20 protein-coding genes, 1 tRNA gene and 1 pseudogene are annotated in these 26,732 nt (G+C 65.5%); 12 read left to right on the top strand and 10 right to left on the bottom strand.

Translation table 11 applies throughout. From position 1 onward, the window contains the following. Positions 1 to 28 precede the first annotated feature (28 nt). The 4 genes from C8E02_RS08500 (at position 29) to arsA (ending at position 4,453) form a co-directional block, all read left to right on the top strand. Positions 29 to 1,456: an aldehyde dehydrogenase family protein gene (locus C8E02_RS08500; RefSeq protein WP_120810449.1), complete on the top strand. Its 1,428-nt coding sequence runs from the start codon at positions 29 to 31 to the stop codon at positions 1,454 to 1,456. A gap of 135 nt (positions 1,457 to 1,591) precedes the next feature. Continuing rightward, positions 1,592 to 2,305 carry a GntR family transcriptional regulator gene (locus C8E02_RS08495; RefSeq protein ID WP_120810646.1) on the top strand — a complete coding sequence of 238 codons (714 nt, stop codon included), beginning with the start codon at positions 1,592 to 1,594 and terminating at the stop codon, positions 2,303 to 2,305. A gap of 142 nt (positions 2,306 to 2,447) precedes the next feature. After that, a tRNA-Pro gene (locus C8E02_RS08490) sits at positions 2,448 to 2,524 on the top strand. Positions 2,525 to 2,695: 171 nt separating this feature from the next. Further along, positions 2,696 to 4,453, top strand: coding sequence for an arsenical pump-driving ATPase (gene arsA / locus C8E02_RS08485; RefSeq protein WP_120810448.1), 1,758 nt, complete (start codon positions 2,696 to 2,698; stop codon positions 4,451 to 4,453). A gap of 184 nt (positions 4,454 to 4,637) precedes the next feature. Here the strand turns inward: arsA and C8E02_RS08480 are convergent, their stop codons facing one another. From C8E02_RS08480 to C8E02_RS08465, 4 genes are all read right to left on the bottom strand, one after another. Further along, positions 4,638 to 4,772: a DUF3149 domain-containing protein gene (locus C8E02_RS08480; protein WP_082133684.1), complete on the bottom strand. Its 135-nt coding sequence runs from the start codon at positions 4,770 to 4,772 to the stop codon at positions 4,638 to 4,640. 138 nt (positions 4,773 to 4,910) lie between these two features. Continuing rightward, on the bottom strand, positions 4,911 to 5,921 hold the full coding sequence (locus C8E02_RS08475) for a cytochrome d ubiquinol oxidase subunit II (RefSeq protein WP_120810447.1): 1,011 nt from the start codon (positions 5,919 to 5,921) through the stop codon (positions 4,911 to 4,913). After that, on the bottom strand, positions 5,918 to 7,255 hold the full coding sequence (locus tag C8E02_RS08470) for a cytochrome ubiquinol oxidase subunit I (RefSeq protein WP_120810446.1): 1,338 nt from the start codon (positions 7,253 to 7,255) through the stop codon (positions 5,918 to 5,920). Before C8E02_RS08470 ends, C8E02_RS08475 begins: the two co-directional genes overlap by 4 nt. A gap of 2 nt (positions 7,256 to 7,257) precedes the next feature. Next, the gene (locus C8E02_RS08465; RefSeq protein WP_120810645.1) at positions 7,258 to 7,839 is read right to left on the bottom strand and encodes a GbsR/MarR family transcriptional regulator; all 582 of its coding nucleotides are present in this window, start codon (positions 7,837 to 7,839) and stop codon (positions 7,258 to 7,260) included. Positions 7,840 to 8,011: 172 nt separating this feature from the next. Between C8E02_RS08465 and C8E02_RS08460 the strand changes: the two genes are divergently transcribed. From C8E02_RS08460 to C8E02_RS08450, 3 genes are all read left to right on the top strand, one after another. Continuing rightward, complete coding sequence (locus C8E02_RS08460) at positions 8,012 to 9,868, top strand: sensor domain-containing diguanylate cyclase (RefSeq protein ID WP_120810445.1); 1,857 nt, start codon at positions 8,012 to 8,014, stop codon at positions 9,866 to 9,868. 96 nt (positions 9,869 to 9,964) lie between these two features. Next, positions 9,965 to 12,508 (top strand): DNA mismatch repair protein MutS, encoded by a 2,544-nt coding sequence (gene mutS, locus C8E02_RS08455; protein WP_120810444.1) that lies wholly within the window; start codon positions 9,965 to 9,967, stop codon positions 12,506 to 12,508. 112 nt (positions 12,509 to 12,620) lie between these two features. Continuing rightward, the gene (locus tag C8E02_RS08450) at positions 12,621 to 13,052 is read left to right on the top strand and encodes a hypothetical protein (RefSeq protein ID WP_120810443.1); all 432 of its coding nucleotides are present in this window, start codon (positions 12,621 to 12,623) and stop codon (positions 13,050 to 13,052) included. Between the two features lie 64 nt (positions 13,053 to 13,116). On the opposite strand, the gene aceK is transcribed toward C8E02_RS08450, so the two are convergent. Together aceK and C8E02_RS08440 are read right to left on the bottom strand one after the other, a co-directional pair. Continuing rightward, complete coding sequence (aceK, locus tag C8E02_RS08445; protein ID WP_120810442.1) at positions 13,117 to 14,898, bottom strand: bifunctional isocitrate dehydrogenase kinase/phosphatase; 1,782 nt, start codon at positions 14,896 to 14,898, stop codon at positions 13,117 to 13,119. A gap of 274 nt (positions 14,899 to 15,172) precedes the next feature. After that, positions 15,173 to 15,691, bottom strand: a pseudogene (locus C8E02_RS08440) (pseudouridine synthase); the annotation flags it as partial. Positions 15,692 to 16,170: 479 nt separating this feature from the next. Here C8E02_RS08440 and C8E02_RS08435 point away from each other — a divergent pair. Together C8E02_RS08435 and icd are read left to right on the top strand one after the other, a co-directional pair. After that, positions 16,171 to 18,408 (top strand): NADP-dependent isocitrate dehydrogenase, encoded by a 2,238-nt coding sequence (locus C8E02_RS08435; RefSeq protein ID WP_120810440.1) that lies wholly within the window; start codon positions 16,171 to 16,173, stop codon positions 18,406 to 18,408. Between the two features lie 304 nt (positions 18,409 to 18,712). Beyond that, positions 18,713 to 19,957 (top strand): NADP-dependent isocitrate dehydrogenase, encoded by a 1,245-nt coding sequence (gene icd / locus C8E02_RS08430; protein ID WP_120810439.1) that lies wholly within the window; start codon positions 18,713 to 18,715, stop codon positions 19,955 to 19,957. 70 nt (positions 19,958 to 20,027) lie between these two features. Here the strand turns inward: icd and C8E02_RS08425 are convergent, their stop codons facing one another. Then, on the bottom strand, positions 20,028 to 20,915 hold the full coding sequence (locus tag C8E02_RS08425) for a LysR family transcriptional regulator (RefSeq protein WP_120810438.1): 888 nt from the start codon (positions 20,913 to 20,915) through the stop codon (positions 20,028 to 20,030). A gap of 94 nt (positions 20,916 to 21,009) precedes the next feature. Between C8E02_RS08425 and mdtH the strand changes: the two genes are divergently transcribed. Next, a complete protein-coding gene (gene mdtH, locus C8E02_RS08420) occupies positions 21,010 to 22,236 on the top strand; it encodes a multidrug efflux MFS transporter MdtH (RefSeq protein ID WP_120810437.1) in 1,227 nt (408 codons plus the stop codon). A gap of 65 nt (positions 22,237 to 22,301) precedes the next feature. Here mdtH and C8E02_RS08415 read toward each other — a convergent pair whose 3' ends face one another. Further along, positions 22,302 to 22,505, bottom strand: a complete 204-nt coding sequence (locus tag C8E02_RS08415; RefSeq protein ID WP_047966725.1) for a cold-shock protein — start codon at positions 22,503 to 22,505, stop codon at positions 22,302 to 22,304. A 229-nt stretch (positions 22,506 to 22,734) separates the two neighbouring features. On the opposite strand from C8E02_RS08415, the gene clpS reads away from it, so the two are divergent. Together clpS and clpA are read left to right on the top strand one after the other, a co-directional pair. Then, on the top strand, positions 22,735 to 23,043 hold the full coding sequence (gene clpS / locus C8E02_RS08410) for an ATP-dependent Clp protease adapter ClpS (RefSeq protein ID WP_047966726.1): 309 nt from the start codon (positions 22,735 to 22,737) through the stop codon (positions 23,041 to 23,043). Next, entirely contained in the window at positions 23,043 to 25,319 is a 2,277-nt protein-coding gene (gene clpA, locus C8E02_RS08405; protein ID WP_120810436.1) for an ATP-dependent Clp protease ATP-binding subunit ClpA, read from the top strand. Before clpS ends, clpA begins: the two co-directional genes overlap by 1 nt. Before the next feature lie 63 nt (positions 25,320 to 25,382). Here the strand turns inward: clpA and xerD are convergent, their stop codons facing one another. After that, positions 25,383 to 26,288 (bottom strand): site-specific tyrosine recombinase XerD, encoded by a 906-nt coding sequence (gene xerD / locus C8E02_RS08400; protein WP_120810435.1) that lies wholly within the window; start codon positions 26,286 to 26,288, stop codon positions 25,383 to 25,385. Positions 26,289 to 26,368: 80 nt separating this feature from the next. Then, positions 26,369 to 26,731, bottom strand: coding sequence for a 50S ribosomal protein L19 (rplS, locus tag C8E02_RS08395; RefSeq protein WP_047966729.1), 363 nt, complete (start codon positions 26,729 to 26,731; stop codon positions 26,369 to 26,371). Position 26,732: the final 1 nt, after the last annotated feature.

Below are 26,732 nucleotides of genomic sequence, written 5' to 3'. Positions count from 1 at the left end.
CGCCTGCCGGCAGCCACCGGGAGTTTCCATGCATTGCAACCTGATCAACGGCGAGTGGCGCGGCGGACAGCCGGCCATCGTCAACCGTAATCCGTCCGACCTCGACGACGTGGTCGGCGACTACGCCAGCGCCAGTGCCGCCGACATGCGCGATGCCGTCGCCGCCGCGCGCGCCGCCTTTCCGGCGTGGTCGCGCAGCACGCCGCAGCAGCGCGCCGACATCCTCGATGCCGCCGGCAACGAGATCCTGACGCGCAAGATCGAGCTGGGCACGCTGCTGGCGCGCGAGGAAGGCAAGACGCTGCCGGAAGCCATCGGCGAAGTGGCGCGCGCCGGCCAGATCTTCAAGTTTTTTGCCGGCGAGGCGCTGCGCCAGCAGGGCGAACTACTGGATTCGGTGCGCCCCGGCGTCGAGGTGCTGATCAGCCGCGAGCCGGTGGGCGTGGTGGGGCTGATCACGCCGTGGAACTTCCCGATCGCGATTCCGGCGTGGAAGGCGGCGCCGGCACTGGCCTTCGGCAACTGCGTGGTCATGAAACCGGCGGAGCTGGTGCCGGGCTCGGCGTGGGCGCTGGCCGACATCCTGCAGCGCGCCGGTCTGCCGGCCGGGGTGTTCAACCTGGTGATGGGCAGCGGCCGCGTGCTGGGCCCGGCCATGCTGGATGCCGGCATCGACGCGTTGAGCTTTACCGGCTCGCAGGCCACCGGCGAAAGCTTGGCCGCAGACTGCGCCGCGCTCGGCATCAAGGTGCAGCTGGAGATGGGCGGCAAGAACCCGCTGCTCATCGCCGACGACGCGCAGCTGGAGCAGGCGGTGGAGTGCGCGATCAACGGCGCGTTCTATTCCACCGGCCAGCGCTGCACTGCCAGCAGCCGCATCATCGTCTGCCATGGCATCCACGATGCCTTCGTCGCGCGGCTGGCCGAGCGCACCGCGGCGCTGCGCGTCGGCCACGCGCTGGACAGCAGCAGCCAGATCGGCCCGGTGGCCAGCGAAGCGCAACTGGCCGGCAACCTGTCCTACGTGGACAAGGGCCTGGCCGACGGCGCCAGCCTGCTGTGCGGTGGCGAACGGCTGTCGCTGGCCACCCGCGGCTACTACCAGTCACCGGCGCTGTTTGCCGGCTGCACGCCGCAGATGGCGATCAGCCGCGAGGAGATCTTCGGCCCGGTGGCGGCGGTGCTGCGCGCCGACGACTACGAGCACGCGCTGGCGCTGGCCAACGACACGCCGTTCGGCCTGGCCGCCGGCATCTGCACCCAGTCGCTGGCGCTGGCGACGCACTTCCGCCGCCATGCCGAGGCCGGCATGGTGATGGTCAACCTGCCCACCGCCGGGGTGGACTACCACGTGCCGTTCGGCGGCCGCAAAGGCTCCAGCCACGGCCCGCGCGAACAGGGCCGCTACGCCGCGGAGTTCTACACCACGGTGAAGACCAGCTATCTCGGCCTGTAATGCTTGCTCTGCGTGCAGGCGCCCCTGACTGCACCTTGCGCCCTGCGGGGCGCTTTTTTGTCGCCGCCAGCAATGACAAGCGCGTGGCCGGCCGGCCAGCTATGGTAAGGTAGCGCCTGCATGAAAGAGGTCACCATGAGTCAGGAAAGCAAGGACAGCGCACCGCTGTCACTCACCACCGTCGCCACCGACGCCATCCGCCAGCGCATTCTGGCCGGCGAATGGGCGGACGGCAGCCAGCTGCGCCAGGAAGCGCTGTCGCGCGAGCTGGGCATGAGCCGGGTTCCGGTGCGCGAGGCACTGCGCCAGCTGGAAGCGGAAGGGCTGGTCAATATCGAGGACAACAAGGGCGCGGTGGTGTCACAGCTGTCGCTGCCGGAAATCGTCGAGCTGCTGCGCGTGCGCGTGCTGCTGGAGTGCGACGTGCTGCTGGAGGCGATTCCGCGCCAGACCAGCGCCGACATCGCCGAGGCCGAGGCACTGCTCACCCGCTTCGAGAACGCGCTGCGCGACAAGGACATCAGCGCCTGGGGCATCCTCAACGCGCAGTTCCACCTCGCGCTGTACCGCGCCGCCGCCCGGCCGCAGACGCTGGCCATCATCGAGCAGCTGCACAACCGTACCGACCGCTACACGCGGATGCAGATCCTGCTCACCGGCTTCAACGACCGCGCCCACCGCGAACACACCCAGCTGCTGGAGCTGTGCAAGCAGAAGGACGCCATCAGCGCGGCGGCCTTTTTGCGCCAGCACGTGATGAATGCGGAGGAAGCGCTGGAGGCGTGGTATCGCGCGCAGGAAAGCCAGCAGAAAACCCCGCGCGGACGCAAGAAAAAAGCCGCGCCCTGAGCCTGCCCACGCGGTGACGGCTAAGGCCTTGTTTTGCCGGAAAAATCGCTGCCGGTAGCGCCGGCACTGGCGCACAGCCTGAAGCCACACCGCGGCAGGGGGCTTTTCTTTGGCCGGCAAGCTGGCTAAAATACGCAGCATTCGGGGTGTAGCTTAGCCTGGTAGAGCGCTACGTTCGGGACGTAGAGGCCGGAGGTTCGAATCCTCTCACCCCGACCAGGATCAGAAAGCCGGAAGTGCTGCCCAGCGCTTCCGGCTTTTGCCGTTTGTGGCGCACCGTTGACGGCGATCACCCCCGCCGCACCGCGAATCTGCCATGCTGTAGTGCCCCCTCCCCCACGCTGCCTGCCCGCCGCTGGCGTCGCCGGCCGCACTGCCGAAAGGTTGCCCATGCACTTTCTCGACCAGGCCCCACCCTTCCTGTTTTTCACCGGCAAAGGCGGTGTCGGCAAGACCTCGCTGGCCTGCGCCTGCGCCATCCACCTCGCGGCACAAGGCAAGCGCGTGCTGCTGGTCAGCACCGATCCGGCCTCCAATGTCGGCCAGGTGTTCGGCACCGAGATCGGCAACCGCATCACCGCCATCGACAGCGTCGCCGGGCTGTCGGCACTGGAGATCGACCCGCAGGCGGCGGCGCAGCAGTACCGCGACCGCATCATCACCCCGCTGCGCGGTGTGCTGCCGGACGCCGAGGTCAACAGCCTGACCGAACAGCTGTCCGGCGCCTGCACCACCGAGATCGCCGCCTTTGACGAATTCACCGCCCTGCTCACCGATGCCGCGCTGCAGCGGCAATACCAGCACATCGTGTTCGACACCGCGCCCACAGGCCACACCATCCGCCTGCTGCAGCTGCCCGGCGCCTGGAGCGGCTTCCTGCAGGCCGGCAAGGGCGACGCCTCCTGCCTCGGGCCGCTGGCCGGCCTCGACAAGCAGCGCAGCCAGTACCAGGCGGCGGTGGCGGCGCTGGCCGACGGCAGCAGGACGCGGCTGATCCTGGTGGCACGGCCGCAGCCGGCGACGCTGCGCGAGGTGGCACGCACACAGGGCGAGCTGGCCGCCCTCGGCCTGCAGCAGCAGTACCTGGTGCTCAATGGCGTACTGCCGCAGCAGGCAGTCGGCGACGACCCGCTGGCGCGCGCGCTCTGGCAACGCGAACAGGCGGCCTTGGCGGCGATGCCGGCGCCACTGCAGACGCTGCCGCGCGACCTGCTGCCCTTGCTGCCGTTCAATCTGGTGGGGGTGTCAGCGCTGCAGGCGCTACTGCAACCGGGCGCCAGCGTGCCGGCCGGCGCGACGACGGCAGCACCCACCCCGCCGCCGGCGCCGGATCTGGCCAGCCTGGTCGACGAGCTGGCGCGGGACGGTCACGGTCTGATCATGCTGATGGGCAAGGGCGGTGTCGGCAAGACCACGCTGGCCGCCGCGGTGGCGGTGGAGCTGGCCAGCCGCGGCCACGCCGTGCACCTGACCACCTCCGATCCGGCCGCCCACCTCGCCGAAACCGTGGCCGGCGCGCTACCCACGCTGCAGCTCAGCCGCATCGACCCGCAAGCGGAAACCGCGCGCTACCGCGAACAGGTGCTGGCCAGCAAGGGCAAGCATCTGGATGCCGCCGGCCGCGCGATGCTGGAAGAAGACCTGCGCTCGCCGTGCACCGAGGAAATCGCCGTGTTCCAGGCCTTTTCCCGCATCATCCGCAGCGCCGGCCGCCAGTTCGTGGTGATGGACACCGCGCCCACCGGCCACACCCTGCTGCTACTGGACGCCACCGGCGCCTATCACCGCGAGGTGGCGCGGCAGATGGGCAGCAAGGGCCTGCACTTCACCACTCCGATGATGCAGTTGCAGGACCCGGTGCAGACCAAGGTGCTGCTGGTGACGCTGGCGGAAACCACACCGGTGCTGGAGGCGGCCAACCTGCAGACCGATCTGCGCCGTGCCGGCATCGAGCCGTGGGCCTGGCTGATCAACAACAGCCTGGCGCTAGCGCGGCCGCAGTCGCCACTGTTGCAACAGCGTGCCGGCAACGAGCTGGCGCAGATCGAGCTGGTGGCACGGCAGCACGCGCGGCGCTGGGCGATCGTGCCGCTGCAGGCGGAAGAGCCGGTCGGCGTGGCGCAGCTGCAGCGGCTGGCGCGCCACTAGGCACCGCGAGCAAAACCGCTGACCGGTCTTGCGCCGCCGCGGCGTGCTGCCGCGACGATCGGCGGCGGCGCACCCGGGCTTAACTGGTTTGCGGGGTGTTGCCAGCCACGCCACAAGCAGCGGCACAGCCATGAAAAAGGGTACGACCACGGTCGCACCCTTTTTGCGGAAATCGGCGTCGCGCTTACTTGCGGTCGCTGTTTTTCACCTTCTTGATGAACATCACGATGATGGTGGTGACGATCACCGAAGTGACGCCGATGGTGATGACACTCAGCAGGCCGACATCGTCAGAGAGCAGTTGTTTCCACAGTTCCATTTCAAGCTCCTCCCGGTGTTTCCGGTATCTAATCAGGATAAATTCGATCTTACCCCTACCCTTGACAGGGACTTTGATACAGGTCAATCCGCCGCGAGGCACCCGCGGGAAAGCAACAGCCCGCTGCCGCGCTCACCCTCAGGAATAGCTCAGTTCGCGCGCCTTGCCCCAGAACACACGGTAGGCGAACACGGTGTAGCCGATGATGGTGGGCAGCACCACCGCGGCGCCGGCGAGGATCACCCACAGCGCCTCCGCGTCGCTGGCCGCCTGCCAGATGGTCAACCGGCCGATGACGATCTCCGGGAACACGCTGTAGGCCAGCCCCCAGAACGACAGCAGCACGATGCCGACGGTGGCGGCAAACGGCAGCCAGCAGAAGCTGTCGTTGCCCGCCGCCTGCCTTGCGGCCAACCTTGGCAGGCTGACGGCCAGCAGCACGAACAGCGCCAGCGTGACCAGCGGCAGCGGCAACAGCAGCAGCACATCCGGCAGCGTGAACCACTTGGCGGCGATGCGTGCGCTTGCCAGCGGCGTGGCGATCGACACCGCGGCGACCGCCACGCCGGTGCCCAGCAGCGCACGCTGCGCCCAGCGCGTGGCGCGCTGCTGCAGCTCGCCCTCGGTCTTCATGATCAGCCAGCCGGCGCCAAGCAGCACGTAGGCGGCGGTCAGCCCGGCGCCGGCCAGCAGCGCAAAGCCCCACGCCGCCGCGCCGGGGGCGAAACCGGTCAGGTAGCGCCCCAGCATCACACCCTGGCTGGCTGCCGCCAGCAGCGAGCCGGCGGCAAAGGCGGCATTCCACGCCGGCTGGTGATGCGCCTGCGCCTTAACGCGGAAGTCGAACGCCACGCCGCGCAGGATCAGCCCCAGCAGCATCAGCGCCACCGGCAGGTACAGCTCGCCGAGGATGATGCCGTGCGCCATCGGAAACGCCACCAGCAGCAAGCCGACACCCAGCACCAGCCAGGTTTCGTTGGCGTCCCAGAACGGGCCGATGCTGGCGATCATGTTGTCGCGCTGGCTGTCGCTGCCCAGCGGCAGCAACACGCCGACGCCAAGGTCGTAGCCGTCGAGGATCACGTAGGCCAGCAAGGAGATGGCCATCAGGCCGGCGAAGATCACCGGCAACCATAGTTCCGCATTCATGCCGAGACTCCTTCAAGGTTGGCCGCAGCCGGCTGGCCGGCCTTCTTCGCCAGATAAAACACCACCGACACGTAGCTGGCCAGCAGCACCGCGTACAGCGCCAGATACATCAGCAAGGTGGACAGGATCATGCCGCCGCCCACCGCCGAGGCGGCATCGGCGGTGCGCAGGATGCCGGTCACCAACCACGGCTGGCGGCCGATCTCGGTCACGTACCAGCCGGCCAGCGTCGCCAGCCAGCCGGAGAAGGTCATCGCCACCAGCGCGCGTGCCAGCCATGGCGCCGGCTCGCCGCGGCGGCGCAGCTGCCACGCCGCCAGCCAGCTGGCCAGCAGCATCGCCACCCCCACCGCCACCATCACGCGGAAGCTCCAGAACACCTTGGCCACCGGCGGATGCGCGCCGGCAAACTCGTTCAGGCCGCGAATCTCGCCGTCCGGCTGGTGGGTGATGATCAGGCTGGCCAGCTTGGGAATGCCCAGCGCGTAGCGGTTGGACTGTGTCGCCTCGTCCGGCAGTGCGAACAGCAGCAGCGGCGCGCCGCGCTCGGTGTGCCACACGCCCTCGATCGCCGCCAGCTTGGCCGGCTGGTGGTGGAAGGTATTCAAGCCGTGCGCGTCGCCGACCAGGATCTGCAGCGGGATCAGCATGGCGGCCAGGGTGACGCCGGTCTTCAGCGCGTGACGCACGCCGGCGCCACGGTCGCCGCGCAGCCAGCGGTAGGCCGACACTCCGGCCACCAGGAAGGCCACCGTCAGGCCGGAGGCCAGCAGCATGTGCGTCAGCCGGTAGGGCATCGACGGGTTGAAGATCACCGCCAGCCAGCTCTCTACGTGCACCTTGCCGTCCACCACGCTGACGCCGGCCGGGGTCTGCATCCACGAATTCAGCGCGATGATCCAGAACGCCGACACCGTGGTGCCGAACGCCACCAGGAAGGTGGCCAGCGTGTGCACGCGGTTGCTCACCCGCGAGCGGCCGAACAGCATGATGCCGAGGAAGGTTGCCTCCAGGAAAAAGGCGGTCAGCACCTCGTAGGCCAGCAGCGGCCCGGCGACGTTGCCGACCTTCTGCATATAGCCCGGCCAGTTGGTGCCGAACTGGAAGCTCATGGTGATGCCGGACACCACCCCCAGCGCGAAGGTGAGCGCAAAGATCTTCACCCAGAAGCCGTAGGCGTCCAGCCACGCTTGGTCGCCGCTGCGGTCAAAGCGGGTCTTGAAGTACAGCAGCACCCAGCCCATGGCGATGCTGATGGTGGGAAACAGGATGTGGAAACTGATGTTGGCCGCAAACTGGATGCGCGCCAGCGTCAGCGGATCGAAGCTGTCCATGTTCAGGCCTCCGCGTCGGCGTTACGGTTGCTGTCGCGGCCGGTGAGACGGCCGATGCTCTGCGTGAACTGCAACACCTTCTGCACCTGGCTGCCCAGCTTCATCAGCTTCTGCAGCGTGTCCACGTCCATGTCGCGGATGTCGGCGAACCACTTGGTCACCAGTTCGATCAGCTGGTACATCTCGTTCATGCGTGCCTGTGCGTGGCGCTCGGCGTCGCCGGACGGCGTTTCCATGATCGCGCCGCGCAGCATGGTCAGCGTCGGCTCCACCTCGCGCTTCTGCCGCTCCTCGGCCAGGGTCTTGAAGATCGCCCACACGTCCTCCGGGGTGGAGAAGTATTCGCGACGGTCGCCGGGCAGGTGCTGCAGCTTGACCAGCCGCCACGCCTGCAGCTCCTTCAGCGCCATGCTGGTATTGGAGCGCGAACAGCCGATGGCCTCGACGATGTCGTCGGCGTTCAGTGGTTTGTCGGAGACGTACAGCAAGGCGTAGATCTGGCCCACGGTGCGGTTGATGCCCCAATGGCTGCCCATTTCGCCGAAATGCAGTACGAAGGATTGAATCAGGGGTGGCAGGTTCATGTCGTTTTCCAATTTTCAGTAATTTCTGAAAGTTTGATATGGATCATAGACGCTGGAAATAATGCTTGTCAAACCACACGCCAGCCCCGTGCCGTGACGGCCACCATTCATTGCTTCCGCAAGCCGGAACTAAGTTGCATACTGAAACGGATACGCACCGAGCGCGCCAGCCATGCCCGATCCCGACCGCATCCGCGATGCCCTGTTGCTGCACAGCGCCAGCTGCATCGGCAAAAAGTACCTGCAACAACTGGTCAGCCAGCTCGCCTGCCTGACCGGGGCCGAGCGCGTGCTGCTGTCGCAGCGCAGCAGCGGCCCGCACCGCCAGCTGCAGGTGCTGTTTGCCAACGACGCCGCCGGCACACCGCACGCGCTGCCCTGCAACTGCCAGTTCGACAACCGGCAACCGCTGCTGCTCGGCCGCGGCCTGCGGCAGTGCCTGCCAGACGCCGGCCAGCAGGCGTGGCAGAGCTGTCTCGCCTGGCCACTGCTGGACGGCGACGCGCATTGCCTGGGCCACTTGGCGCTGCTGGACCCGCGCCCCAACTTCTTCGCGCCGGAACTGCCGGCGCTGCTGCAGCCCTTCATCGAACGCGCCGGCGCCGAGCTGGAACAGCTGCAACAACGCGAAAAGCTGGCCAGGCGCCAGCACTGGCAGCTGCTGCACAGCGACATCCTGCGCCAGAACGCGCAGGGCACGCCGCTGGACGCCCTGCTGCGCACCGTGGTGCAGCAGATCGAGCTGGCGCTGCCGGAATGGCGCTGCTCCATCCTGCTGCTGGATTCGCGCGGCCGCCTGCAGCCGGTGGCCGGGCCGTCGCTGCCCAGCGCCTACCAGCAACGCCTGGTCGGCCTCGCCCCCGGCCCGATGGTCGGCAGCTGCGGCGCCGCGGTGTGGCACGCGAAACGGGTGGTGGCGGAAAACCTGCAACTGCACCCGAACTGGGCGCCGTACCGCGAGCTGGCGGCGCGCTTCGAACTGGGCAGTTGCTGGTCCGAGCCGCTGATCGACAGCAAGGGCACCGTGCACGGCACCTTCGCCGTCTACCACCGCACGCCGTCGGCGCCGACGCCGCAGGCGATCACCATCCTCGAGGACACCGCGCGCCTGCTGGCGCTGCTGCTGGAAAACCAGACCATCCACCGCCAGCTGGACAGCCGCAGCCAGTGGTACCGCGCCATCCTGCAGAACGCCGCCGACGGCCTGTCCATCATCGACATGAACGGCCGCTTTCTCGAAGCCAGCGACAGCCTGTGCCAGATGCTGGGCTACAGCCTGGACGAGCTGCTGCACATGCACCTGTGGCAGGTGGTGCCCGGCAGCACGCCGCAGAGCATCCGCCAGCGGCTGGCCGCCACCGGCGAGGACGGCGAGACCTTCGAAAGCGTCAACCGCACCAAGCACGGCGCGCTGCTCGATGTCGAGGTCAGCGCCCGCCGCCTGATGCTGGACGGCCAGCCGGTGATCTGGGGCTCGGCGCGCGACATCAGCCAGCGCAAGGCGCTGCAGCGCATCCTGGAGCAGCAGGCCACCATCGACGCGCTGACCGGGCTGTTCAACCGCCCGACACTGCTGGCGCGGCTGGAAACCCAGCTGCAGCTGGCGCAGGTTCAGCACGCGCCGCTGTCGGTACTGATGCTGGACCTCGACCACTTCAAGCAGATCAACGACCGCTACGGCCACCACGCCGGCGATCTGGTGCTGGCCGCGCTGGGCGACGCGCTGGAAGAAGTGCTGCGTGAGAGCGATGTCGCCGGCCGCATCGGCGGCGAGGAATTCTGCCTGCTGCTGCCGGGACTGGGGCTGCACGAGGCGCTGGACCTGGCCGAGCGCATCATCGACGACATCAGCGAGCTGCGCATCCAGAGCGGGCACCACATCCTCGCCATCACCAGCTCCATCGGCGTCGCCTGCCTGCAGGCCGACGACGACAGCCGCACCCTGCTCGCCCGTGCCGACAGCGCGCTGTACGCGGCCAAGGCCGCCGGTCGCCACCGCGCCGTCGCGCTCAGCGCCGACCCGCCGTGACGGCACCGGTCACATCCCGTAAAATAGCTTGCCGCGCCCCGCCTGTCGGGGCGTTGCCTATTGCGGCCAACCTTTTTACCTCCGACGGACAGCCTGATGACCACACCCCAGCACACGCCGATGATGCAGCAGTATCTCGCCCTGAAACGCGAACACGCCGACAAGCTGCTGTTCTACCGCATGGGTGACTTCTACGAGCTGTTCTACGACGACGCCGAGAAAGCGTCGCGGCTGCTGGACATCACCCTCACCGCGCGCGGTGCCAGCGGCGGCAACCCGATCCGCATGGCCGGCATCCCCTATCACGCCGCCGAGGGCTATCTCGCGCGACTGGTGAAGATGGGCGAGTCGGTGGCCATCGCCGAGCAGATCGGCGACCCGGCGACCAGCAAGGGCCCGGTGGAGCGCAAGGTGGTGCGCATCGTCACCCCCGGCACCCTCACCGACGCCGCGCTGCTCGATGACAAGCGCGACAACCTGGTGCTGGCCATCAACCTGCACAAGGGCGTGCTGGGCCTGGCCTGGCTGTCGCTGGCCAGCGGCGACTTCAAGGTGATGCAGACCGGCGTCGAGGAGCTCTCCAGCGAGCTGGAGCGGCTGAAGCCGGCCGAGCTGGTGATCCCCGACGACACCGGCCTCGCGGTGTTCGACAGCATCACGATGCCGAAAAAGAAGCTGCCGCCGTGGCAGTTCGACGCCGAATCGTCGCAGCTGGCGCTGACCCGTCACTTTGGCACCCGCGACCTGGCCGGCTTCGGCGCCGACACCCTGCCGGTGGCGGTCGGCGCCGCCGGCGCGCTGCTGGAGTACGTGAAGTCGACGCAGGGCGTGAATCCGGCGCACATCGCGCAACTGGCGGTGGAAGACGCCGGCGAGCTGATCCGCATGGACGCCGCCACCCGCCGCAATCTGGAACTGACCGAAACCATCCGCGGCGAAGCGTCGCCGACGCTGGCGTCGCTGCTGGATGGCTGCGCCACCAGCATGGGCAGCCGCCTGCTGCGCCACTGGCTGCACCACCCGATCCGCCGCCACGACAAGCTGGCGCGCCGCCTGCAGGCGGTGCGCGCGCTGCTAACCCGTCACGGCGACATCCACGCCCAGCTGCGCGAGGTGGCCGACATCGAGCGCATCACCGCGCGCATCGCGCTGCGCTCGGCGCGGCCGCGCGACCTCGCCGCACTGCGCGATTCGCTGAACGCGCTCGGCGGCGCCAAAACCTTGGCCGCCAGCCTGGACGCGCCACTGCTGGCCGAGCTGGCGACGCTGCTGCCGGACAATTCGCCGGTGGAAAGCCTGCTGCGCGCCGCCATCCTGCCGGAGCCGGCCACTTTCCTGCGCGACGGCGGCGTGATCAACCACGGCCTCAATGCCGACCTCGACGAGCTGCGCGCGATCCAGAACGACTGCGGCGACTTCCTGCTGCAGCTGGAGGCGCGCGAGAAGGAGCGCACCGGCATCAGCACGCTGAAGGTGGAATTCAACCGCGTGCACGGCTTCTACATCGAGGTGTCGAAGGCGCAATCGGTGAACGTGCCGGAAGACTACCGCCGCCGCCAGACGCTGAAGAACGCCGAGCGCTACATCACGCCGGAGCTGAAAACCTTCGAGGACAAGGCGCTGTCGGCGCAGGACAAGTCGCTGGCACTGGAAAAACAGCTGTACGAGCTGGTGCTGGACCAGCTGGCGCCGCACATCAGCGAGCTGAAGCTGATCGCGCAGGCGGTGGCCGGGCTGGACGTGCTGGCCGCCTTTGCCGAGCGCGCCGCCAACCACAACTACGTGGAGCCGCAGTTCGTGGCGGAGACGCGGCTGGACATCGTTGCCGGCCGCCACCCGGTGGTGGAAGCGGAGGTGGAGCGCTTCATCGCCAACGACACCAGGTTGGCCGCAGAACGGAAGCTGCTCTTGATCACCGGCCCGAACATGGGCGGTAAGTCGACCTATATGCGGCAGAACGCGCTGATCACGCTGATGGCGCACATCGGCAGCTTCGTACCGGCCGACGCCGCCACCATCGGCCAGATCGACCGCATCTTCACCCGCATCGGCGCCAGCGACGACCTCGCCGGCGGCCGTTCCACCTTCATGGTGGAGATGACCGAGACCGCCAACATCCTCAACAATGCGACCGACAAGTCGCTGGTGCTGATGGACGAGGTTGGCCGCGGCACTTCCACCTTCGACGGCCTGGCGCTGGCGTGGGCGATCGCCAAGGCGCTGATCGAGAAGAACCGCGCCTACACCCTGTTCGCCACCCACTACTTCGAGCTGACCAGCCTCGCCGCCAGCTACAACACGGTGGCCAACGTGCACCTGTCGGCGGTGGAGCACAAGGACCGCATCGTGTTCCTGCACCACGTCGAGGACGGCCCGGCCAGCCAGAGCTACGGCCTGGCGGTGGCGCAGCTGGCCGGCGTGCCGCCCAAGGTGATCCGCGAGGCGAAACGCTATCTCACCGAGCTGGAAAACCAGTCCGCCGCCAGCCAGCAGCCGGACCTGTTCAGCACCCCGCGCGTGGTGGAAGTGGAGGCTGAGCCGCACCCGGCGCTGGAGCGGCTGCGCGATATCGACAGCGACAGCCTGACGCCGCGGCAGGCGCTGGAGCTGCTGTACGAATTGCAAAAAATGACAAAATAAAGACAGGCGTTCTGCATACGGTTGCCTACAATACAAACACGAATCTGCCGCAAACACAGTGCAGATAAGTGAGCACCCGATCAACGCTGTCCCACTGGAGGAACCCCATATCATGCATGCAGAAGGTTACGCCGTTACATCCGCTCTGGCCCGCCTGTTCGGTACGGCCAACGGTGGCGAAGCCCTCCCTCTTTCAGGCATCCGCGAGCGCGCGATGCGGGAGTTGTCGCAATTCTCCGCCATTGTGCGTGAAGAGCTTGCCCGCCTGAATATTTCCATCCCACCGGCAATCAGCCTGGTCAGTTGTTCCGATTGCCAGCTCAGTCTGGAAAGCGAACACCCGCAGCGGGACCGCATTCTGGCGTGGCTGGACGGCAATGACCGCGTTGCCAAGTATTTCAAGGAAGTTGAAGTGCTGTTCGAGGTGGTACGCGCCACCGAAAACCTGGGTGTCACTTTTGCGGAGGACAGCTGTTTTCATATCGGCCTGACCAGCGCGGGCCCGATCGCCTACTTCCAGGACCACCAGTGCACGCCACAATAGGCACGGGGTCACCACCACACCGGGAGCGCTGAACTCCCGGTTTTTTTATGCCCGCCGCCGGCCGTTACGGCGCGCCGGCATCCTGCCCTCGCAGCCGGGCGGCGTAGCGGTGGCAGAAGCGCAGCTCCACCGGGTAGGGATAGAAGTCCTCGATATAGCCATCGCGGATGCGCTGCTGCTTGTGCTGCCAGAAGCCGGCGTCCAGCAGCTCGCGGTGGTACTGCAGAAATACCCGCCGCACCAGCGGATCGCCCAGCAGGAAGGTGCCGAACTCCTCCGGAAACACGTCGTTACGCGCCACCGGATACCACACCTCGCCGGACAGCTCCATTTCCGGGTTCGGCGCCGGCGGAATGCGGCGGAAGTGGCAGTCGGTCATGTACTCGATTTCATCGTAGTCGTAGAAGATCACCCGCCCGTAACGGGTGACGCCGAAGTTCTTGAACAGCATGTCGCCGGGGAAGATGTTGGCCGCCGCCAGATCGCGGATCGCGTCGCCGTACTCGCGCACCACGCGCTCCTTTTCCGCCGTGTCGCTGTTCATCAGGTACAGGTTCAGCGGCTTCATGCGCCGCTCGATGTACAGGTGCTTGATCACCAGCGTGTCCGGACCTTCTTCGATGCTGCTGGTGGCCAGCCGGCGCAATTCGTCCAGCAGCTCGTCGCTGAAGCGCGCCTTGGGAAACGCGACGTTGGAAAACTCCAGCGTGTCGGCCATGCGGCCGACGCGGTCGTGGCGTTTCACCAGCTGGTACTTGGCCTTCACCGTGGCACGATCCACCTCCTTCGGCCCGCCGAACACGTCCTTGATCAGCTTGAACACGTAGGGGTAGGACGGCAGGGTGAACACCAGCATCACCAGGCCGCGGATGCCCGGCGCCACCGTGAACTGGTCGTTGGAGTGCTGCAGGTGCTGCATGAAGTCGCGGTAGAAGGTGTTCTTGCCCTGCTTCTGCAGCCCGAGCATGGTGTACAGCTCGGCCTTGGTCTTGGTCGGCAGCATCGAGCGCAAAAACTGCACGTAGCCGGACGGCACTTCCATGTCGGCCATGAAGTAGGCGCGGCTGAAGGAGAACAGCACGCCGATGCGCCACGGCTCCAGCAGCACGGTGTCCAGGTACAGGCAGCCGTCGGCGTCGTGCAGTACCGGCACGGCAAACGGGTAGACCTGGCCGCCATTCACCACCTTGCCGAAGAGGTAGGCGGTCTTGTTGCGGTAGAAGGCGCTGGACAGCAGCTGGATCTGCAGGTTGGCCTCGGCCTGCGGCCAACGTTGCGCGAAGTATTCGTCCACCGCGCGGATCACCCACGCCAGGTCGCGCGACAGCTTGGCAAACGGCCGCCGCCAGCCGAAGTCGGCCACGATCTGGCGCAGCGTGTGGCGCAAGCCGCGCTGCTTGGGATAGTAGCTGCGATAGGACGGCGGGTCGGACTCGATGTACTCGGTGGAGATCGCCGGGCGGATGAAGATGAAATCGTTGTTGAAGTAGTCGCGGTGCAGGATGCGGGTGAACACCGAGTTGAAGAAGGTCTCTGCCAGCTCCGGCTGCTTGTGGTTGGTCAACAGGCCGATGAAGTACAGCTTGGCCTGCTGCCAGATTTCGTCGTCCAGCAGGTCGGCGTGAAACTGGTGCTGCAGCCGCTGCACCGTCTCGTGCACCCGCTCGTCGTAGAACTGGATGCGGTCGCGTACCAGCCGCTGCACCCCCTGCCACGCGGCGTCCTCGAACAGCTGCTTGGCCTGCTGGCTGACCTCGCGAAACAGCTGGTAGTGGCGGTTGAAGCCGTCCACCAGCGCCTGCGCAATCTCGCGCGCCACCGGGTTGTAGTATTCGGGGATCTGCATCGTGGCACCTCGCTGGCGCCGACTGTCCGGCGCAGAGGAATGACTGCTGCGGCCTTACTTACTTCTTGGCGAAACGGAAACGCGGCGCCGGGGCGGACGCGGCCTGCGGCGCGGCGGGCTGCGTTCTGCTCTGGTTCGCGGCGTTCTTGCCTGCCGGATTCTGGTTCGCGAAGTTCTTGCCCGCGGGCTCCCTGCGCGCCGGTGCCGGCGCGGCCGGTTTAGCATGCCGCGTGCGTGGCAAGTCGGCAAGCGACACCTCGATGCTGCGCAGCATGCCCGGCTGCAGCTCGTCCAGCCGCCACGGCCCGATCGCCACCCGCACCAGACGCAGCGTCGGCAGGCCGACCTTGGCGGTCATGCGCCGCACCTGGCGGTTCTTGCCTTCGCTGATGATGATCTCCAGCCAGGTGTCCGGCACCGTCTTGCGAAAGCGCACCGGCGGCTTGCGCTCCCACAGTGCCGGCGCTTCCGGCAGCACGCGCACTTCGGCCGGCTGGGTAATGAAATCGCCAAGATCGACCCCGGCGCGCAGCGCGGCCAGCTTGTCCTCGTCCGGTCGCCCTTCCACCTGCACCCAGTAGGTCTTCGGCAGCTTCCAGCGCGGGTCGCTGATGCGGTGCTGCAGCTCGCCGTCGCCGGTGAGCAGCAACAGCCCTTCGCTGTCGGTGTCCAGCCGCCCGGCCGGGTAGATGCCGGGCTGGGCGACACAGGACTTGAGCGTGGGATGCAAGGGGTGCTCGGAAAACTGGCAAATCACGCCATAAGGCTTGTTGAGCAAGAAGAGTTGGGACATGTCCGCGCCGCCGGTATTAAGCAATGGGCCGGATGATAACAAGGCTGGTCGCCTGCAGTCACATGCGCGTTGCCGCCGGCGGACGCGGCCAACCTTGCGCTCTGCGCGGCAATTCAAACATTCGTTTTAGAAAACGGCGACACCATAGCAGATATAGCGCTTCGGAATAGGCGGCGCCCGGCGTAGCCGCGGCGCAACACAATTCACATTCGAACAAGCGTTCACCGGAAAAACGACGCCAAAGTTCGAATGTGCGTCGAACAGCAGGGCGCGGACGGAGTATAATTCGCATCTGAAAAGTCGCCCGAGAGTCACCGGGCATCACCGTTCCGGGCGCCGCTGGCACCTGACGAACCAAGAGCCGGCCTTTCACAGCCTTTCCCCGCGTCGACACGGGTTGTCGTCCAGCACCGCAAGCCCCCGTGCCATCGCCCCGTGCCATCGTTTAGTCGTCACAAAATAATCATGGAGATAGAGTAATGCCTTCGGAACAACCGACCATCATCTACACCCTCACCGACGAAGCGCCCGCGCTGGCAACCAACGCCTTCCTGCCGATCATCCAGACCTTTACCGGCGCCGCCGGCATCCACATCGACACCGCCGACATTTCGGTCGCGGCGCGCGTGCTGGCCGAATTCCCCGATTACCTGACCGACGCCCAGAAGGTGCCGGACACCCTGGCCGCACTGGGCCGCCTGACGCAGGACCCGGACGCCAACATCATCAAGCTGCCGAACATCAGCGCCTCCGTCGGCCAGCTGCAGGCCTGCATCAAGGAACTGCAAGCCAAGGGCTACGCGGTGCCGGACTTCCCGGAAAACCCGACAACCGACGAAGAAAAAGCGATCAAGGCACGCTACAGCAAGTGCCTGGGCTCCGCCGTCAACCCGGTGCTGCGTGAAGGCAACTCCGACCGCCGCGCACCGAAGGCGGTCAAAGAATACGCGCGCAAGCACCCGCACAGCATGGCCGAGTGGAGCCAGGCATCGCGCACCCACGTATCGCACATGCACCACGGCGACTTCTACCACGGCGAGAAATCCATGACTCTGGATCGCGCCCGTGACGTGAAGATGGAGCTGGTGACCAAGAGCGGCCAGACCATCGTGCTGAAGCCGAAGGTATCGCTGCTGGAAGGCGAGATCATCGACAGCATGTTCATGAGCAAGAAGGCGCTGTGCGAGTTCTACGAGAAGGAAATCGAAGACGCGCACAAGACCGGCGTGATGTTCTCGCTGCACGTGAAGGCCACCATGATGAAGGTGTCGCACCCGATCGTGTTCGGTCACTGCGTGAAGATCTTCTACAAGGACGCGTTCGCCAAGCACGGTGCGCTGTTCGACGAGCTGGGCGTGAACGTGAACAACGGCATGGCCAACCTGTACGACAAGATCGCCACCCTGCCGCAATCCAAGCAGGACGAGATCAAGCGCGACCTGCACGCCTGCCACGAATACCGTCCGGAACTGGCGATGGTGGATTCCGCCAAGGGCATCACCAACTTCCACTCGCCGAACGACATCATCGTCGACGCCTCGATGCCGGCGATGATCCGCAACGGCGGCAAGATGTGGGGCGCCGACGGCCGCCTGAAGGACGTGAAGGCGGTGATGCCGGAATCGACCTTCGCCCGCATCTACCAGGAGATGATCAACTTCTGCAAATGGCATGGCAACTTCGATCCGAAGACCATGGGCACGGTGCCGAACGTTGGCCTGATGGCGCAAAAAGCCGAAGAGTACGGCTCGCACGACAAGACCTTCGAGATCTCCGAAGACGGCGTGGCCAACATCGTTGACCTGGCGACCGGCGAAGTGCTGCTGAGCCAGGACGTGGAGCAAGGCGACATCTGGCGCATGTGCCAGGTGAAGGACGCCCCGATCCGCGACTGGGTGAAGCTGGCGGTGACCCGCGCCCGCAACTCCGGCATGCCGGCGATCTTCTGGCTGGACCCGTACCGTCCGCACGAAAACGAGCTGATCAAGAAGGTGAAGCTGTACCTGAAGGATCACGACACCACCGGCCTGCACATCGAGTGCATGTCGCAGGTGCGCGCCATGCGCTACACGCTGGAACGCGTGATCCGTGGCCTGGACACCATCTCGGTCACCGGCAACATCCTGCGCGACTACCTGACCGACCTGTTCCCGATCATGGAACTGGGCACCTCCGCCAAGATGCTGTCCATCGTGCCTCTGATGGCCGGTGGCGGCATGTACGAAACTGGCGCCGGTGGTTCGGCACCGAAGCACGTGCAGCAGCTGGTGGAAGAAAACCACCTGCGCTGGGATTCGCTGGGTGAATTCCTGGCACTGGCGGTATCGCTGGAAGACCTGGGACTGAAGACCGGCAACGACAAGGCCAAGATCCTGGCCAAGACCCTGGACGCCGCCACCGGCAAGCTGCTGGACAACAGCAAGGGTCCGTCGCCGAAGACCGGCGAGCTGGACAACCGCGGCAGCCAGTTCTACCTCGCCATGTACTGGGCGCAGGAACTGGCCGCGCAGACCGAGGACGCCGCCCTGGCGGCCCAGTTCGCGCCGCTGGCCAAGACGCTGAGCGAGAGCGAACAGCAGATCGTGGACGAGCTGAAGGCCGTGCAGGGCAAGCCGGTGGACATCGGCGGCTACTACCTGGCCGACCGCGCCAAGTGCCAGGCGGTAATGCGCCCGAGCGCCACCTTCAACGCCGCGCTGGCGGCAGCACGCGGCTAAACCGCAAGCAAGGGCAGCGCGGCCAGACCGCACTGCCAGCATCCGACAACGCCAGGGCCTCGCCCTGGCGTTTTTTCTTGCCGTCGATGAGCGCTTGCGGTCGATCATGTTCCACCAAGCACGTGCTCGGCTACAATGCAACGGCGTGGCACGGCAGCAAACACCGATACCGCTGCGGCCAACCTTGAGCTAACAATAACAAACGGCAGCCCTCGGTCACGCAGGGTGCGACAGGCCAGGGACGGCAACGCGGATTGCCACGACACAGGTCAACACAGATGGAGTCCACAAAGGAGAGGTATTGATGAGCGCATCCCATATCACGGTTCCGGCCGGCGGACAGAAGATCATCCCGGGCCAGCCGATTCCGAACCACCCGATCATCCCGTTCATCGAAGGCGACGGCATCGGCATCGACATCACCCCGGTGATGATCAAGGTCATTGATGCCGCGGTGGCCAAGGCCTACGGCGGCGACAAGAAAATCCACTGGATGGAAGTCTATGCCGGCGAGAAGTCGACCCGTCTGTACGGCCCGGACGAATGGCTGCCGAAGGAAACCTTCGATGCGCTGAAGGAATACGCGGTGTCGATCAAGGGCCCGATGACCACCCCGGTCGGCGGCGGCATCCGCTCGCTGAACGTGGCACTGCGCCAGGAACTGGACCTGTACCAGTGCGTGCGCCCGGTGCAGTACTTCAACGGCGTGCCATCGCCACTGAAGCACCCGGAACTGGTCAATATGGTGATCTTCCGCGAGAACACCGAGGACATCTACGCCGGTATCGAATGGGCGGCCGAGTCCGAAGGCGCCAAGAAGATCATCGAATTCCTGCAGCAGGAAATGGGAGTCAGGAAGATCCGCTTCCCTGACAGCTCCGGCATCGGCATCAAGCCGATCTCCATCGAGGGCACCACCCGCCTGGTACGCGCCGCGCTGAAGTACGTGATCGCCAACGACCGCCAGTCGCTGACCATCGTGCACAAGGGCAACATCATGAAGTTCACCGAGGGCCTGTTCCGTGATGTCGCCTACAAGGTGGCACAGGAAGAGTTCGGCGCCCAGGCGATCGACGGCGGCCCGTGGTGCCAGTTCAAGAACCCGCACACCGGTCGCGACATCATCGTCAAGGACGCGATCGCCGACGCCTTCCTGCAGCAGATCCTGCTGCGGCCGGCTGAATACGACACCATCGTCACCACCAACCTCAACGGCGACTACATCTCTGACGCGCTGGCGGCGCAGGTCGGCGGCATCGGCATCGCGCCCGGCGCCAATATCTCCGACCACTACGCCTGCTTCGAAGCCACCCACGGCACCGCGCCGAAGTACGCCGGCCTCGACAAGGTGAACCCGGGCTCGCTGATCCTGTCCGCCGAGATGATGCTGCGCCACCTGGGCTGGAAGGAAGCCGCCGATCTGGTGATCAAGGCCATGGAAGCCGCCATTGCCGACAAGCAGGTGACCTACGACTTCGCGCGGCTGATGGACGGCGCCACCGAGGTGTCGTGCTCCGCCTTCGGCGACGCCATGATCGCGCGCATGTAAATCCCGCAGCCCTTCCAGTCCGGCCCGCCACGGCGGGCCTTTTGCGTTGCGGCCAACGTTGGCCGCAACGCTAGCGCCACTCGCCGGCCAGCGCGCGCACGGTGTCCAGCACCTGCTGCAACGGCGCATCCGCGCGCTTGCCGGTGCGCCACGCCATCATCACCTCCCACTCCCACAGCGGCAGATCGCTCAGCGCCAGCTTCACCAGCCGGCCATCGCGCAGGTCGCGCCGCACCGCCACCTCCGGCATGAAGGTCAGGAAACCGTGCTCCATCGCCAGCTCGCGCGCCGCCACCGCCGGCTGCACCGCGTGGATCGGGCCGGCCACCCGCCGCGCGGCGCGGATCAGCGCCAGCAGCTCGTCGCAGCCCTCACCCCAGTACTGCGGCGCCAGCCGCTCGTTGGCGATGTCGGCCAGCTGCAGGCTGCCGGCGCTGGCCAGCGGGTGACGGTTGTGCACCACCGCCACCATCGGCGAGCGCCAGATACGCTCCATCTGGATGCCGGCCATCGGCGGGCAGCGCAGCACGAAGCCGACCTGCGCCTGCCCGGTCAGCAGGCGTTCCATGATCGCCGGCGAATGATCGGTACTGCAGCGGATTTCCAGCGCGGCATCGGCCAGCGCCAGCAGCACCGGGCCGAAGATCACCGACGACAGCGACGGCAGGCTGGCCAGCGTCAGCCGTGGCAGCGCCGGCTCGCGCTGCAGTGCCTCGCGCCCGCGTTGTAGCGCATCCAGTGCCTGCTGCGCCGCCGGCAGGAACGCCTCGCACGCCGGCGTCGGCAAGGCGCCGCGCCGGTGGCGGCGAAACAGCTGTGCGCCGACCTCGGCCTCCAGCAGCGCCACGCGCTGGCTCACCTGCGGCTGCGACCAGCCACGCCGCGCCGCCGCCTGGCTGAAACTGCCGCAGGCCACGATATCGAGCAGCAACTGCAGGTCATCCATCGCAATAGACATAAGCAATCCGGATAGCAAATATTGCAAGTTAATGGCTTCAATAATAACTGAAGCGCGCGGAAAATGCCGTTATCAACCCTGCAGAAAGCCTATCATGTCCAGCCCGGAACAAGCCCGCCGTTACGGCCGATGGTTCATCATGACCGACAACCTGCTGGTGGTGATGGGCTTCTTCATCGTCTTTCCGCTGATCAGCCTGCACTTTGTCGACCGGCTCGGCTGGGCCGCCACGCTGGTCGGGGTGGCGCTGGCCATCCGCCAGCTGCTGCAGCAGGGCCTGGGTCTGCTTGGTGGCACGCTGGCCGACCGCTACGGCGCCAAGCCGCTGATCGTCAGCGGCATGCTGCTGCGCGCCGCCGGCTTCGCGATGATGGCCAACGCCAGCTCGCCGTGGTGGCTGATCGCCTCCTGCGTGTTCTCCGGGCTGGGCGGCACGCTGTTCGATCCGCCGCGCTCGGCGCTGATCGTGAAGCTGACCCGCCCGCACGAGCGCAACCGCTTCTACACCCTGCTGATGATGCAGGACAGCGCCGGCGCGGTGATCGGCGCCCTGCTCGGCTCCTGGCTGCTGCACTACGATTTCTGGTGGGTCGGCATGAGCGGCTGTGCCATCTTCCTGCTGGCGGCGCTGGTCAACGCGCTGCTGCTGCCGCCCTACCGCGTGGCCAGCAAACGCGCGCCACCGTTGGCCGCAGCGCGCACCGTGCTGCGCGATCGTGCCTATATGCGCTTCGTGCTGATCCTCAGCGGCTACTACGCGCTGGGGGTACAGATCATGCTGCTGGTGCCGGTGACGCTGAAACAGCTGGCCGGCACCGCCGCCGCCGTCGGCTGGATGTACACGCTGGAAACGCTGCTGTCGCTGAGCCTGCTGTACCCGCTGGCGCGGCTGGGCGAACGCTATCTGTCGCTGGAGGCGCGCATTCTGGCCGGCATCCTGCTGATGAGCAGCAGCCTGCTGCTGATGAGCCAGATCCAGTCCTGGCAGCCCGCCTTCGTCATTCTGGGGCTGTTCTATCTCGGCACCATCATCACCGAGCCGCCACGCGAGGCGCGCATCGCCGGCTTCGCCAGGGCCGAGGCCCGCGCCAGCTATATGGGCATGAGCCGCATGGGGCTGGCGCTGGGTGGCGCCAGCGGCTATGTCGGCGGCGGCTGGCTGCTGGACATCGCCCGCCAGCTGCAGCAGCCCGGTTTGCCGTGGCTGGTGCTCGGCCTGGTCGGCTACCTGACCTGCCTGCTGCTGCACCGCCAGTTCCGGGCCGACCGCGGCGCCGAGCGGCAGCGGCGCTGGTGGCTGGCAGCACAGCCCACGCACTGAGGCCGCACCATGCAAAAACCCCCGCCAGCACAGCTGGCGGGGGTTTTGCGTCAGACGCGGCTAAATCAGGCAGCCTGGATGTTCGACGCCTGGTTGCCTTTCGGGCCCTGGACGATGTCGAAAGATACACGCTGACCTTCGGTCAGGGTTTTGAAACCTTGCATATTGATCGCGGAGAAGTGCGCGAACAGGTCATCACCACCACCATCAGGAGTGATGAAACCGAAACCTTTAGCGTCGTTAAACCATTTAACAATACCAGTTGCCATCTGTAACTATCCTTACATGCATAATGAAAACAGGCTGCAGCAGCCTGACAATTCGAGCCTACAAGCATGCAAAGGACAACCTTATGCAAACTGGTAAGCCAACTTACAGTTCGTTTTTACGCCAGCCGTACTAAGACGTCAAGCGACAAGCACAATACCATGCGTTACTCTTGAAAAAAAAGCACCGCGAACCAAACTTCAAGCAAGCATGAATTAGTAGAAAGCCCACATGTCTACGCAGTATCAGGATGACACGACGCTCAAGGCGTCTCGCAGCAAGACGGCCCCGCCCCCCCTGTACAAGGTCTTGCTGCTGAACGACGACTTTACCCCGATGGATTTTGTGGTCGCCGTGTTGCAGCAGTTTTTTTACATGGACGAGACCAAGGCAACACGCGTCATGTTGCAGGTACATACAGAAGGCAAAGGCGTTTGCGGTGTTTATACTAAAGATGTCGCCGCGACCAAAGTTGAACAAGTTTCGCAGCACGCACGGGCGCACCAGCAACCGCTGCAGTGTGTCATGGAGGAAAACTGATGATTGCCCAAGAACTGGAAGTAAGCCTGCACATGGCATTTATGGAGGCACGGCGCAAGCGGCATGAACTCATCAGCGTTGAGCATCTGCTGCTGGCGATGACAGACAATCCGTCTGCTGCCGAAGTGTTGCGCGCTTGTGGCGCCAATATCGAACAGCTGAAGAAACAGCTGGGCGATTTCATCGACGAACACACCCCGATCGTCCCGGGTGACAACGAAGTGGAAACCCAGCCCACGCTCGGCTTCCAGCGCGTGATCCAGCGCGCCATCCTGCACGTGCAGTCCTCCGGCAAAAAAGAAGTCACCGGCGCCAACATTCTGGTGGCGATCTTCGGCGAAAAGGACTCCCATGCCGTGTACTACCTGCACCAGCAGGGAACCTCACGCCTGGATGTGGTCAACTTCATCTCGCACGGCATCACCAAGCAAAGCCCGAAAGCCAGCGGTGCCGGCAGCAGCGAGCACAGCGAAAACAATGATGCCGACCAGGAAGAAGCCGCGGCCAACCCTGGACGGGCACTGGAGAGCTATACCCAGAACCTGAACCAGCTGGCCCGCGACGGCAAGATCGATCCGCTGATCGGCCGTGCCAGCGAAGTCGAGCGCGTGATCCAGATCCTGTGCCGCCGCCGCAAGAACAACCCGCTGCTGGTCGGCGAGGCCGGGGTCGGCAAGACCGCCATCGCCGAAGGTCTGGCGCGGCGCATCGTCGGCGGCGACGTGCCGGAAGTGCTGGCCACGGCAACCGTCTACTCGCTGGACATGGGCGCCCTGCTTGCCGGCACCAAGTATCGCGGCGACTTCGAGCAGCGCCTGAAGCAGGTGATCAAGCAGCTGTCGGAAGACAAGGGCGCGATCCTGTTCATTGACGAGATCCATACCCTGATCGGTGCCGGCTCCGCCTCCGGCGGCACGCTGGACGCGTCCAACCTGCTGAAGCCGGCGCTGTCCAACGGTAGCCTGCGCTGCATCGGCGCCACCACCTATACCGAGTTCCGCGGCATCTTCGAGAAGGACAGCGCGCTGTCGCGCCGTTTCCAGAAGATCGACGTGGTGGAACCGACGGTGGAACAGACCGTGGAGATCCTCAAGGGGCTGAAGAGCCGCTTTGAAGAGCACCACGGCGTGAAGTACACCGTGTCGGCACTGACCACCGCCGCCGAGCTGTCCGCACGTTACATCAACGACCGTCACCTGCCGGACAAGGCGATCGACGTAATCGACGAAGCCGGCGCCGCGCAGAAGATCCTGCCGAAGTCGCGCCAGAAGAAGGTGATCAACAAGTCCGAGATCGAGGAAATCATCGCCAAGATTGCACGCATTCCGCCGAAGACCATCTCCAGCGATGACCGCAACGTGCTGAAAAACCTCGACCGCGACCTGAAGAACGTGGTGTTCGGCCAGGAGAAGGCGATCGATGCGCTGACCAGCGCCATCAAGATGGCACGCTCCGGCCTCGGCAACCCGCAAAAACCGATCGGCTCCTTCCTGTTCTCCGGCCCCACCGGCGTCGGCAAGACCGAGGTGGCCAAGCAGCTGGCCTACTTCCTCGGCGTCGAGCTGATCCGCTTCGACATGTCGGAATACATGGAGCGCCACGCGGTATCGCGCCTGATCGGTGCGCCACCGGGCTATGTCGGCTTCGAACAGGGCGGACTGCTGACCGAGGCCATCAACAAGCAACCGTACGCGGTGCTGCTGCTGGACGAAATCGAGAAGGCGCATCCGGACATCTTCAACGTGCTGCTGCAGGTGATGGACCACGGCAAGCTGACCGACAACAACGGGCGCAAAGCCGACTTCCGCAACGTGGTGATCATCATGACCACCAACGCTGGTGCCGAAGCGCTGGCCAAGCCGAGCATCGGTTTCACCAACAGCAAGCAGGCCGGCGATGAAATGGCGGACATCAAGCGCCTGTTCAGCCCGGAATTCCGCAACCGGTTGGATGCCACCATCCCGTTCCGCATGCTGGACGAGCAGATCATCCTGCAGGTGGTGGACAAGTTCCTGATGCAGCTGGAGCAACAGCTGAACGAGAAGAAAGTGGAAGTCCACTTCTCCGACGAGCTGCGCGCCTACCTGGCGAAAAAGGGCTTCGATCCGCTGATGGGTGCCCGCCCGATGGCGCGCCTGATCCAGGATATGATCCGCAAGGCGCTGGCCGACGAGCTGCTGTTCGGCCGCCTGGCCAATGGCGGCGAGGTGACAGTGGATATCGACGACGCGGAGAAGATCCAGCTGAGCTTCGAGGAAACCGCTGACGTTGCCTGAATTTGACTGCCAAAGCACAACCCCGCGTCACGACGCGGGGTTTTTTCTTGTCTGCGGCCAACCTTAGCCGCGCGGGTGATGCGCCAGGTGCAGCGCCTTGAGGCGCTCGCGCGCGACATGGGTGTAAATCTGGGTGGTAGATAAACTGGCATGGCCGAGCAGCAACTGCACCACGCGCAGGTCGGCGCCGTGGTTGACCAGGTGGGTGGCGAAGGCGTGGCGCAAGGTATGCGGGCTCAATGGCGGCAACTGTGCCCGCCCCGCGTAGCGTGTGATCAGCACCCAGGCCATCTGCCGTGTCAGCGCCTGCTTGCGGCGGCTGACAAACACCGCATCGCAACGATGCGCCCCCAGGATCAGCGTGCGCGCCTCCGCCAGATAGCGCCGCAGCCAGTCCTCGGCCACCTCGCCCAGTGGCACCAGCCGCTCCTTGTTACCCTTGCCGACCACGCGCAGATAGCCGTCGTTGAGATACAGCTGCCCCAGCGTCAGGCCGACCAGCTCGCTGATGCGCAGCCCGGTGGCGTACAGCACCTCCATCAGCGCCCGGTCACGCAGCCCGAGCGGAACCTCGCAATCCGGCGCCTGCAACAGCGCCTCCACATGCTGCTCCGACAGCGAGGTCGGCAGGCGCAGCCCCAGCCGCGGCGCCTGCAGCCTGGCCGCCGGGTCGTCATCGCGCAGCTGCTGCTGGCACAGGTACTGGTAATAGCGCCGTACCGCCGACAAGCGCCGCGCACGGGTAGCCGGCTTGTCGACCTCGATCAGCGCCAGCATCACCTGCTCCAGTGCCGGGGTATCCGCCTCCTCCAGGGTGGTGCCTTGCGTCAGCAGCAACTCGTGCACCCGCCCCAGATCGCGGCGGTAGGCAGCCAGCGTGTTCAGCGACAGGTTATCCAGCAGCCAGAGGTGATCGAGAAAGCCGTCCAGCGCCGGCGCGGAGGATGCGGACTGTGTTTGCTGTGCCATGATTTTTTATTGCGTACCGACATGAAAAAAGCGCCAGCAACAGGCTGGCGCTTTCTTGAGGCAAAGCCTTCGCAAGAAGATTACTTGCGGTTTGGCAGCTTTTCCTTGATACGTGCCGACTTGCCGGTACGACCACGCAGGTAGTACAGCTTGGCACGACGTACGTCACCGCGACGCTTCACTTCGATGGAAGCCATCAGCGGGGAGTACAGCTGGAAGGTACGCTCAACGCCTTCACCGGCGGACAGTTTGCGCACGATGAAAGAGCTGTTCAGACCACGGTTGCTGCGAGCGATCACAACACCTTCGTAAGCCTGCAGACGCTCACGGGTACCTTCCTTAACCTTGACTTGCACAACAACGGTGTCGCCAGGTGCAAATTCAGGGAAAGTCTTGCCCAGACGAGCGATTTCTTCCTGTTCCAGTTGCTGGATCAGATTCATG

This window comes from Vogesella indigofera, from assembly GCF_003633895.1.
Lineage (GTDB): Bacteria > Pseudomonadota > Gammaproteobacteria > Burkholderiales > Chromobacteriaceae > Vogesella > Vogesella indigofera.
The sequence above is the reverse complement of the archived record's forward strand: the minus strand, read 5'-3'. Positions and strand labels throughout refer to the sequence as shown.